General features: G+C 75.3%; 8 protein-coding genes. 3 read left to right on the forward strand and 5 right to left on the reverse strand.

Annotated features, from left to right (window positions below; translation table 11 throughout):
- Positions 1-612 (forward strand): hypothetical protein (locus RIF68_RS14655; RefSeq protein WP_309051675.1); only part of this gene is annotated, 612 nt, incomplete at its 5' end.
- On the opposite strand, the gene RIF68_RS14660 is transcribed toward RIF68_RS14655, so the two are convergent.
- Positions 555-1,316 (reverse strand): hypothetical protein, encoded by a 762-nt coding sequence (locus RIF68_RS14660; protein WP_309051676.1) that lies wholly within the window; start codon positions 1,314-1,316, stop codon positions 555-557. The two genes, RIF68_RS14655 and RIF68_RS14660, sit on opposite strands and share 58 nt — an antisense overlap.
- 77 nt (positions 1,317-1,393) lie before the next feature.
- Between RIF68_RS14660 and cobS the strand changes: the two genes are divergently transcribed.
- Entirely contained in the window at positions 1,394-2,158 is a 765-nt protein-coding gene (gene cobS, locus RIF68_RS14665) for an adenosylcobinamide-GDP ribazoletransferase (RefSeq protein WP_309051677.1), read from the forward strand.
- A 66-nt stretch (positions 2,159-2,224) separates the two neighbouring features.
- Here the strand turns inward: cobS and RIF68_RS14670 are convergent, their stop codons facing one another.
- The 4 genes from RIF68_RS14670 to RIF68_RS14690 form a co-directional block, all read right to left on the reverse strand.
- Positions 2,225-3,013: an endo alpha-1,4 polygalactosaminidase gene (locus RIF68_RS14670; RefSeq protein ID WP_309051678.1), complete on the reverse strand. Its 789-nt coding sequence runs from the start codon at positions 3,011-3,013 to the stop codon at positions 2,225-2,227.
- Positions 3,010-3,627 (reverse strand): spherulation-specific family 4 protein, encoded by a 618-nt coding sequence (locus tag RIF68_RS14675; protein ID WP_309051682.1) that lies wholly within the window; start codon positions 3,625-3,627, stop codon positions 3,010-3,012. The genes RIF68_RS14670 and RIF68_RS14675 overlap by 4 nt, the downstream gene beginning before the upstream one ends.
- Before the next feature lie 1,445 nt (positions 3,628-5,072).
- Positions 5,073-6,620 (reverse strand): GT4 family glycosyltransferase PelF, encoded by a 1,548-nt coding sequence (pelF, locus tag RIF68_RS14685; protein ID WP_309051679.1) that lies wholly within the window; start codon positions 6,618-6,620, stop codon positions 5,073-5,075.
- 26 nt (positions 6,621-6,646) lie between these two features.
- Positions 6,647-8,740 (reverse strand): hypothetical protein, encoded by a 2,094-nt coding sequence (locus RIF68_RS14690; protein WP_309051680.1) that lies wholly within the window; start codon positions 8,738-8,740, stop codon positions 6,647-6,649.
- A 306-nt stretch (positions 8,741-9,046) separates the two neighbouring features.
- Between RIF68_RS14690 and RIF68_RS14695 the strand changes: the two genes are divergently transcribed.
- Positions 9,047-10,561 carry a leucyl aminopeptidase gene (locus tag RIF68_RS14695; protein WP_309051681.1) on the forward strand — a complete coding sequence of 505 codons (1,515 nt, stop codon included), beginning with the start codon at positions 9,047-9,049 and terminating at the stop codon, positions 10,559-10,561.
- Positions 10,562-10,604: the final 43 nt, after the last annotated feature.

The raw sequence follows: 10,604 nt of genomic DNA on the forward strand, positions 1-10,604 counted from the left end.
ACCGCGGTCTGTCTGACCTCGCTGTTCCAGGTGGTGCAGAACCAGGACTGGGGCTACCGGCCGGTGCAGGAGGTCGGTTCCGTGCGGGCCGAGGACCCCTGGTGGCTCGCGCTGCTGCGGACCCCGCTCTCCCTCTTCGTACCGGCGCTCGACCTGCCCGTGTGGGGCGCGCTCGCGCAGATCCTGCTGGTGTTCGGGATCGCCGAGATCTGCCTGGGGCGCCGGCGGACGCTCGGCGTCGCCCTGCTCGCGACCCTCGGCGGCACCCTGTACGCGCGCCTGGGCATCGCGCTCGGCCCCGGCACCCCGCTCGGCCTGCCCGCCTCGGACGCGCTGGTCGTCGACACCGGGCCGTCGGCGGCGGTGGTCGGTCTCGCCGTGTACGTCTGCCACCGGCACGGGGCCTTCTGGACCGGGGCGGCCGTGGTGCTCGCGATGGTGATCGAGGCCGTCGTCAAGCCGAACCTCGCCGGCAAGGAGCACCTCGCGGCCATCGCCGCCGTCCTCGCCCTCATGGCCGTCGAGGCGTGGCGGAGGCGGTCACGGACGGGCGGTCAGGAGGAGGGGCCCCGGCCCGGGACGCGTTCCTGGAAGCCGCCGATCAGGTCCTGAACCCGCCGCCGCACCTTCGTCCAGCGCCGGTCGTGCCGGTAGGTGCGGACGCGGGAACGGGCCCGGGCACGGTGGCGCCGGCGGTAGAAGTGGCGGGACCACCAGGAGCCGGGGCGGGCGAGGCGGACCGCGCCGACGATCGCGACCAGGGGCACCAGGATCCCGAGGACCGCCATCCGGAGCTTCCCCTTGACCAGGGTGATCAGGACCAGGAGGAAGTTCAGGACCAGGGTGAGGACGAAGCCCGCCCGGTCCTGCCGTTCCTCGGCGGTCATGTCGTCCACGCCCAGCGGGGAGAAGCCGGCGAGGACCAGCAGGGCCAGGGAGGCGGTGAGGACGACCGCCTCGACGCTCTTGCGGCCCGCGTCCGTCCAGTACACGTCGTCCAGGTGGAGGATGAGCGCGAACTCGTCCAGGACGAGCCCCGCCCCGACCCCGAAGACGACGGCGAGGACGGCGGCGCCCACGCCGTGGCGGCCACTGGCGACCGCGCCGAATCCGCCGAGGACGGTGAGGACCACGCCGGGCACGACGTGATGGATGTGGAGGCCTCCGGAGGAGACGTTCCCGAAGGGGCCCTTGCCCGCCCGGATGAGCCGGGTCACCGTCCGCGTGACCAGGAAGGTCACGACGAACGAGGTCAGCGCGAGGAGCAGGGGGAGCTTCCCCGGCTCCAGGATGTTGCGGGAGAACCAGTGACCCATGCCACCCCGTTCCGATTCGCGCCGAATGCACCGTACGGGCAATCTATCCCCCCGGGGGCGGCGATTACCCTGCCCGGATGGACGGCCTGCGCTTCGCCTTCGGCACCCTCACCGTGCTCCCCGCCCGCATCACCCGCTGGGACCGGGACGCGGCGCGGGCGGGCATGCTCTGCGCGCCCCTCGCGGGACTGGTCGTCGGTCTCGCCGCCGCCGTGCCCGGCGGCCTGCTCCTGCTGCTCGGCTCGGGACCCCTCCTCGCGGCCGTCGTCACCACGGCCGTCCCGGCCCTGCTGACCCGCGGCCTGCACCTGGACGGCCTCGCGGACACCGCCGACGGCCTCGGCAGCGCCAAGCCCGCCGAGGACGCGCTGCGCATCATGAAGCAGTCCGACATCGGCCCCTTCGGCGTCATCTCCCTGGTCCTCGTGCTGCTGGCCCAGGTCGCCGCCCTGTACGCCCTGTACGAGCAGGGATGGGCGCACGGCGCGGCCGGCGCGGTCCTCGCCGCGACCGTCGCCCGGCTCGCCCTCACCCACGCCTCCCGCCACGGCGTCCCGGCCGCCCGGCCCGAGGGCCTCGGCGCGATCGTCGCCGCCACGGTCCCGGTCCGGTCCGCGACCGCCGCCACCGCCGCCGTCCTGGTGCTGTGCGCCCTCACGGGCGCGTTGTTCTCCCCGTACGACGCGGTCCGCGACGTCCTCGCCGCCGGCGCCGGCCTCGCCGCGGCGGCCCTCCTGCTGCGCCGCTGCGTCCGGCGCTTCGGCGGGGTGACGGGCGACGTCTTCGGCGCGGTGGAGGAGGCGGCCGTGACCGTGACGCTGGTGGCGCTGACGCTGGGTTAGGCCGTGTCTTTCGGATCTTGCCGGGCTCGCGGCCTGATCCAAAAGACACGGCCTAGGCCGACCCGCTCAGCAGGGCTGGCGCCAGGCGTCCAGCTCGTACCGTTTCCGCATCGAACCGAGGCCCAGCCGGCGGGCCTCGGGACAGAACTGTGAGGTCTTCAGCTCGTACTCGACGTGGAAGACCGGCTTGCCCGCCTTCACGAACGGGGTGAGCAGGTCGCACTCCTCGTACTGGGCGCACTGTTCGTTGACCGCGAAGTCGAAGTCCGGGAGCAGCTCCGGGATCTGCTCCAGGTCGTTCTTGAGGCCGACGGCGAGACCCCGGTCGTGGGCCAGGCGGGCGATCAGGCGGTTGTAGCGGAGCTGGTCGGCGGCGGTGAGGGGGAAGCCGGTGCGGTTGAGGTAGCCGTCCATGTTGTCGGGTTCGACGGCGTCGAAGCCCTTGTCGCGGCACATGTCGAGGCGGGCGGCCATGAGGGGTTCGAGGACGTCGGTGCGGCGGATGTCGAGCCAGCGCTCCCCCGGCCAGCCGTTGCCCTCGCCGAGGACGGAGCGGGGGAAGCGGCCGGCGTCGGGGCGGAAGTCCTCCCAGGCGCCGGTGGACAGGTAGCAGATGACCTTGCGGCCCCTGCGGTGCAGGTCGGTGACCGTGGCGGCCGGGTGTTCGAAGCCGTCGATGTCGTACACGGGGACGTCGACGGCGGGGTCGAGCCGCCCGCTGAGCTGCCACTGCCAGGCGAGGCCGGGTTTCGGTCGCCACCGCTCCCCCGGGCGCTTCGGGTCGGGGTCGGGGCCCGCCGTGCACGCGGCGAGGAGGAGCAGCAGGACCGCGAGCAGCGGAAGGGGGCGTCTCATCGGGCGGGCTCCGGGAGGTGGGGCAGGGTGCCCCACGGGTGGGCGCCGGTGCCGGGGACGGCGCAGTGGACGGGGGCGGTGGGGCGGACGCCGGGCGGGGCCGCGTACACGAGGTGGCAGTGGCCGTCGGCGGCCGGCGGTTCGAGGGTGCGGTACGTGTCCCAGGGGCCCTCGAAGGTGACGAGGAGGTCGGCGAGCTCCGCGTACCCCGGGTCGGGCGGGGTGCCGTGGTTGAACACCAGGGTCGTGGCCCCGGCGGCGCGGGCGGCGACGGCGAGTCCGCGGTGGTGCGGCAGGGCGGCGGGCGCGGTGGCCACCTGGTCGAGGAAGGCACCGTCGGCGCCGTACCAGTCGCGGTGGCGCAGCAGCTCGGTGACGATCTCGCCGTGCGGGCGGCGGCCGTAGTCGGTGTCGGCGTAGCCGAGGACCCGCACGCCGGCGGCGCGCAGCCCGGCCGCGACCTCGGCGAAGGCCGGGTCGGGTGCCGGGCCCGCGCCGTCGGCCGGATTCAGGACGACGCCGTACAGGGCGGGCGCGGCGGCGAGCAGGGCCGCCCAGGCGTCGGGGCGGTCGGCGGGGTGCTCGTAGAAGGGCACGAGGAGAGAGGGCGTCATGGTCCGTCTGCCGGGGTGCGGGGGCGGGGGTCGGGGGGGGGGGGCGGTGGGCCGTATCAGCAGAGCACAGGTGAGGGCCGCCAGCACGGCGGCCGCTCCCCCGGTGGCGGCCGGGCCGGCGGCCGGCGCGGCCGTGGCCGCCGCGGCGGCGAGCAGGCACACGGCGGCGGCCCCCAGGACCGCGCCGAAGGCCTGGAGGAGCAGGCCGAGCCAGAGCACCGCGCCGATGAGGAGCAGGGTGACAAGACGGGGGACGGCCGGCCAGGAGGCGCCGGGCCAGAGGGCGGTGACGGCGAGGGTGAGCGCGGTCAGGACGGCGAGATAGGCGCCGAGGCAGAGGGCGAGCACGCCCGTCACGGCCCGGCGGAAGGCGCGGGCGGTGCCGAGGGTGTGGAGCCGGTGGAGACTGCCGCCGCGGAAGCGGTGCAGCAGCCATTCGGCGGGCCCCATGGAGAGGGTGAGGGCGAGGACCGCCGCGGCGCCGCCGGCCGGCGGGTCACCGAGGCCGGCGTGGAGGACGAGGAGGCCGCTGCCGAGCCCGAAGAGGCCGTACGGGAGGGAGGCGGCGAGCGGCGGTCCGCCGCGGCCCCGCGCTCCGCGCCGCGCGCCGGGCCGCAGGACGAGCGCGGCGAAGGTGAGGGCGGCGGTGAGCGAGCTGATCAGGAGGGCGGCCCGCAGGGGGCCGGGCAGGTCCCAGCGGAGGGCGGGGACGGCGCCGGCGAGCGGCAGGAGGGCGTGGAGGAGGGCCCGTTCGCGGCCGAGGACCAGCAGGACGGTGGCGGCGGCGAGGTACAGGGACTGTCCGGCGGCGAAGACGGCGGCGGGGGCCTCGCCGGGCGCGGCGGCCGCGAGGGCGACGGCCGTTCCCGCGAGGGCGCCGGCGGGTGCGCCGGTGAGCAGGGCGCGGGCGGCGGCGGGCCGGTCGCCGAGGCCGAGCCAGGTGTACGCGCGGTGGGCGAGGGCCTGGTTCCACGTCCAGCCGGTGAGGGCGCCGGCGAGCAGCGGGACGGTGCCGGCGGGGAGGCCGTACCGGCCGTGTTCCCCGGCGAGCAGGGGCGCGGCGAGGACGTGGGCGAGCCCGGGGAGGGCGAAGACGAGGCCGCGCAGGAGGCAGCCGGTGAGCCCGGTGTGCCAGGGGGGCGCGGGCGGGGCCTGGGGTTCGGGGTGGCGGCGCTCGACGCGTGCGTACAGGTCCTCGGCGAGGGCGAAGGAGTCGGCGCGGCCGTAGGTGAGCCGGATGTGGTCGTCGGTCATGCCGTCGGACTCCAGGAGGGCGGCCACCTCGTCGGGGTGCACGGCGGCGGCGACGAACCCGTCGAGGCGCTCGGCGAGCTCGTCGAGCGGGTCGGGGGCGAGGCACGCGGCGCCCGCGGGGGCGCGCTCGCGCCGGGGGACGGCCGGGAGGGTGTCGGGGCCGGCCGGGGGGCTCGGCCGGAGGGAACCGCTCATACCGGGGTGCCTCCCGCGAGGAGGGCCGCGCGGGTGCGGCGGGGGGCGGGGACGCTCAGGCGCGGGGGTGGGGGCGCGGTCGGGGGGGCGGGCGGCCCGGGGCGGGCGGCGGCGAGTTCGCGGTAGATGCGGCGGAAGCCGTCGACCGAGCGGTTCAGGGTGAAGCGGTCGATGACGCGCTGCCGGGCGCGGCGGCCGAGTTCGGCGCGGCGGGCGCCGTCGCGGAGGAGCGCGGTGACGGCGGCGGCCATGACGGCCGGCTCGCGGGGCGGGACGACGACGCCGGTGTCGCCGACGGCCTCGCGGACGCCGCCGACGTCGGTGGAGACGGTGGCCCGGCCGCAGGACATGGCCTCGATGAGGGAGAAGGGGAAGCCCTCGCTGATGGAGGAGAGCATGACGACGCTGCCGGCGGCGTAGGCGGAGGGGACGTCGGAGACCCGGCCCTCGAAGGAGATGCCGTCACCGACGCCGACTTCGGCGGCGAGCTTCTCCAGTCGGGTGCGGTAGTCCTCGTTGCCGGCGGGGACGGGGCCGAACAACCGCAGGCGCAGCGCGGGGAGTTCGGCGCGGCAGATGGCGTAGGCCCGGATGAGGGTCTCCAGGTCCTTGATGGGGTCCACGCGCCCGCACCAGCTGAGGGTGGGGGTCCCGGGTTCGGGTCCGGCCTCGGGGAAGAGGGCGGGGTCGACGCCGTTGTGGACGGTTCGGATGCGGTCGGCGGGGGCTCCGCCGCGTTCCTCCCAGCGCCGGTTGTACTCGTTGCAGGGGGTGATGAGGTCGGCCTTGCGGTAGCCGAGGGTGTTGAGCTCGCGGTGGAAGCCGAGCATGAGGGCCTTGACGGGCCAGCGCTGGGTCTCCGTGCGGTGGCCGAGGTACCGCTCGCGGAGGTAGATGCCGTGTTCGGTGAGCAGGAAGGGCGCCCCTTCGAAGTGCTGCGCGGCGAGGGCGGGCAGCGTGGCGAGGCCGCTGGAGACGGCGTGGGCCACGCTGCCGCCGGATATCCGGGCGGCGAGCGGGCGCAGGGCGTGTTCCAGCAGGTCGGTGGCGGTGAGCGCGTCGTGGACGGTGGGCCGGGCCGCGAGGGTCGGCAGGTGGGGCATGGTCCAGATCCACATGAGGGAGCGGAGGGCGGCTTCGGAGCGCAGGGCCGCGGTGAGGTGGCCCTGCCGGGCGAGGGCGGCGAGCTCGTAGAGACCGGTGCCGAAGTCGTAGCCCGCCCCGGGATCGAGCAGGGCGAGGAGGAAGCGTTCGTACGTGTCGAGGAAGCGGCGGCGCTCGCGGGCCCGCGGGGCCCGGCGCGCGCGGCGGGGCGCGGCCGGTCCGCGCGGGTGGCCCCAGAGGGGGAACGCGGTGTGCCGGGTGACGTTGGGCGGCAGCTCCCAGGTGACGGGTTCGCGGCCGCTGCCGGTGAGGGCGAGGATCTCGAAGGTGACCTCGGGCATGCCCCGGACGAGCTGGTCGCACCAGGTGCTGACGCCGCCGTGGACGTGCGGGTAGGTGCCTTCGGTGAGCATGGTGACGTGACGGCCACTGCTCGGCATGTGGGTGTCCCCCCAGGACGTGCGGGTCAGGCGGTCGGGAGCGTGAGCGTGACGGAGGTGCGGAGCAGTTCCGGTGTGATCCAGGCGGAGCGGCTGCCGGCGTAGGCCTCGCCGAAGGGGGCGGAGCCGAGGACGAGTTGTTTGCGGGTGCCCTCGGGGGCGGTGACGGGGGCGGCGACGCCGGCGGGGGCCCGCACGGTCACGGTGGAGCCCACCCGGTAGGCGGTGACCTGGCCGGCGGCGAGGGCACGGTCCCAGGCGGCGCGGCGGTTCAGTTCGGCGCCGACGTCCCGCTGACGGGGGTTCACCAGGGGCGTGTTGGCGGCGAAGAGGGCCCGGTGGTCGGCGAGGACCTGGTCGAGGACGGGGTAGAGGAGGCGCTCCTCGGCCAGGTTGGACTGGTGCGCGTAGTGCGGGCGCGGGTCGTTGGCGAGGACGTGGGAGAAGGCGGTGCGCGCTTCCCTGGGGGCGATGTGGGTGGCGTAGCCGGTGGTGGTGTCGAGGGGTGCCGGCAGGCAGGAGGAGGCCGGGTCGGTCTCGCAGATGCCGCTGCCGCCGTCGGCCCGGGAGGTGTAGATCCAGTTGTACTCGTCGGTCATCTCGGCGGCCGTGCCGACGTTGTAGTACACGTTCATGGGGTGGCGGGGCACGGTGCGGGCGGCGCCGACGGCCCGCTGGCCCGGTTCACGGGAGTTGTCGCTCGCGATCCACGTCACGCCGTTGTCGGCGAGGGCCCCGGCGAGGTGCGGGTTGTCGACGGGCTGCTGGGGCAGGGTGCGCAGGCCGGAGTGCTCGCCGGTGACCAGTTCGGAGCGGTCGACGGGGATGCCCTTGCCGGCGGCCCAGGTGAGGTTGTTCCTGATCTCGGCGGAGAGCTGGGAGCGGCCGACCCACAGGGTGTTGCCGGCGGCGTCCTTGGCGCACCGCCAGGGGACGACGCTGTTGTCCTGCACGCAGCCGAGGAAGGGGTGGGTGTAGGTGTGGTTGATCCACCGGTACTGGGCGCGGTCGGCGATCAGCCGGGCGGCGAGCGGGTCGGTGCCGCCGTGCGCGGTCTTCCACTGCTCGCCCTGGCCGCCGTTGTAGACCATGTCGAGGGTGAAGCCGGAAGCTTTCTGCCAGGCGGCGGCGTACGTGGCGTCGGCGGCGGTCATGCGGATGGGGTTGCCGGCGGTGCCGCCGCCCGCGCAGTCCAGGTCGCCGGGGGTGCAGTTCCGGACGGGGTCCCAGCGGGCGTCGGGGGCGAGGACGTCGTCGACGTGGACGGAGAAGTAGTGGCGGCTGCGGCCGAGGTGGACGCCCTGGGTGAGCCAGTCGACGATGCCCCGGGCGAGGGCGCGGAACTGCCGCTGGTGCCGGTTGTGGGCGAAGGTGACGACGAGTTCGCGCCGCCCGTCGGCGGCGTACTCGCCGACGAGGCTGGCCCGGCCGCCGCCCTCGACGGGGAGGTCGAGATAGCTGGTGTAGCCGGGGCGGGGGCGTCCCGCGTAGCCGTAACTCTCGGAGACGGCCGGATCGTTGTCCTCGAAGACGAGCGGTCCCGCGAGGTGGCGGAAGGGGCCGGCCTTGCCGGCGGCGGTGACCGTGGTGGTCGCGCCGTCGAGGACGCCGGAGTAGCCGCCCTCGCTCGGATACTCGAGGCCGACGCCGGGGTGGGACCAGGTGTAGGCGTCGACCTGCGGGATGCCGAAGGTCCGCTCGTACGCCTGGAGGGCCCGGTGCTCGGCGGAGTCGGGGCCGAAGGCGCTCTCGTGGGGCAGGACGACGCCCTGGTACTTGGCGCGGGGCCGGCCGGTGGCGGCGTCGGCCGGGTCGCTGAGGAAGGCGGCGTCGACGACCGGGCGGTTCGGGTCGGCGAGGTCGAGCCTGCGGTACGGGACGCCGGAGCCCTTCAGCTCGGCGAGGATCGCGTCCACGGCGCTGCCGCCGTCGTCGACGACGAGGACGGTCAGGTCGACGCGGGGCGCGGGGGCCGCCGCCCGGGCCGGGTGTGCCGGGAGCGCCGGGTGGGCTGCCACGGCCTGCGGCACGGTGGTGGCGAGGAGCGCGACGGCGGTGGCGAGCAGGACGGCGCGGGGCGCCGTTCTCGGTGCGGACGTGCGGATGCGGCCGGATTCCACGGCTGGTGTCCCCCCTCGGTGGGCCCGCCCCGGGCAGGGGGAGGCCTGTGGCGATGACGCGGATGGCGCAAGGGCGGCGGAGCGCCGCGCTTGCGTGACGAGGCGAGTGTGGCGGGGCCGCGGGGCCCGGGAAGGTAAACATGAAAGAGACACCACGGATGAGTGAATTGCGGCCGCCGTGAGCGAACCGGACGGGCGAGCGTAGGCTCGTTCCCGGCGCTCTCCGGGCCGAAATACGATGCGGCGGGCACGGTCGGCCCATCCCTCGACCGCCACAGAACTCAATGGAAGCGAGATTTCACCACCGTGACTGCTCTCACTCTCAGCACTGCCGGTGCGGCGACGCTCCGCGCCGACGCCCTCGTGGTCGGCGTCGCGAAGTCCGGTAAGACCCTGGTCGTCGCCCCGGGTGCCGAGGCCGTCGACAAGGCGTTCGACGGCCGGCTCGCCGCCGTCCTGGAGACCCTGGGCGCCACCGGTGCCGAGGGTGAGGCCACCAAGGTGCCCGCCCCCGCCGGTCTGAAGGCCCCGCTCGTCGTGGCCGTCGGCCTGGGCGCCGCTCCCGAGGACGGCGAGGCGTACGGCGCGGAGGCGCTGCGCCGCGCCGCCGGTACCGCCGCCCGTCTCCTGCACGGCACGAAGAAGGCCGCGTTCGCGCTTCCCGTCGCCGCCGCCGAGGACGCCGGGGCCGTCGCCGAGGGCGCGCTGCTCGGCGCCTACGCCTTCACCGCGTACCAGGCCGGGCAGGACGCCAAGGACGCGAGGAAGCCGCTGGCGGAGGTCGCCCTCCTCGGCGCCAAGCCGCGCGACAAGGCCTACAAGGCCGCCGCCGAGCGCGCCCAGGCCGTGGCCGAGGAGACCAACCGCGCCCGTGACCTGATCAACATGCCGCCGAACGACCTGACCCCGGCCGCCTTCGCCGCCGCCGTGCAGACCGCGGGCAAGGAGCACGGCCTGAAGGTCCAGGTCCTCGACGAGCGGGCCCTGGCCAAGGGCGGCTACGGCGGCATCCTGGGCGTCGGCGCCGGCTCGGAGAACCCGCCGCGCCTGGTCCGCGTCGCCTACACGCACGCGAAGGCGGAGAAGACCCTCGCCCTGGTCGGCAAGGGCATCACCTACGACTCGGGCGGCATCTCCCTGAAGCCGGCCGGCCACAACGAGACGATGAAGTGCGACATGAGCGGTGCCGCCGCCGTGTTCGCCACCGTCGTCGCCGCGGCCCGCCTGGGCCTGGAGGTCAACGTCACCGGCTGGCTGGCGCTCGCCGAGAACATGCCGTCCGGCTCGGCCACCCGCCCCGGTGACGTCCTGCGCATGTACAGCGGCAAGACCGTCGAGGTCCTCAACACCGACGCCGAGGGCCGCCTGGTCCTCGCCGACGCGCTGACCAAGGCCTCCGAGGAGCACCCGGACGCGATCGTCGACGTGGCGACGCTGACCGGCGCGATGGTCCTGGCGCTGGGCAACCGCACCTTCGGCATCATGGCCAACGACGACGACTACCGCACGGCGATCCACGAGATCGCCGAGGAGGTCGGCGAGCAGTCCTGGCCGATGCCGCTCCCCGCGGACCTGCGCAAGGGCATGGACTCCCCCACCGCCGACATCGCCAACATGGGTGAGCGAATGGGCGGCGGTCTGGTCGCCGGACTCTTCCTCCAGGAGTTCATCGGCGAGGGCATCACCTGGGCGCACCTGGACATCGCGGGCCCGGCCTTCCACGAGGGCGCCCCGTACGGCTACACCCCGAAGGGCGGCACCGGCTCCTCGGTGCGCACGCTGGTCCGGCTCGCCGAGCTGACCGCCGCCGGCGAGGTCTGACCCTCCCCTTCCTCCAGGGGCCGGCCGGCCCCGCGGCCGGGGC

The sequence above is a fragment of the Streptomyces sp. genome, from assembly GCF_031178505.1.
Lineage (GTDB): Bacteria > Actinomycetota > Actinomycetes > Streptomycetales > Streptomycetaceae > Streptomyces > Streptomyces gulbargensis.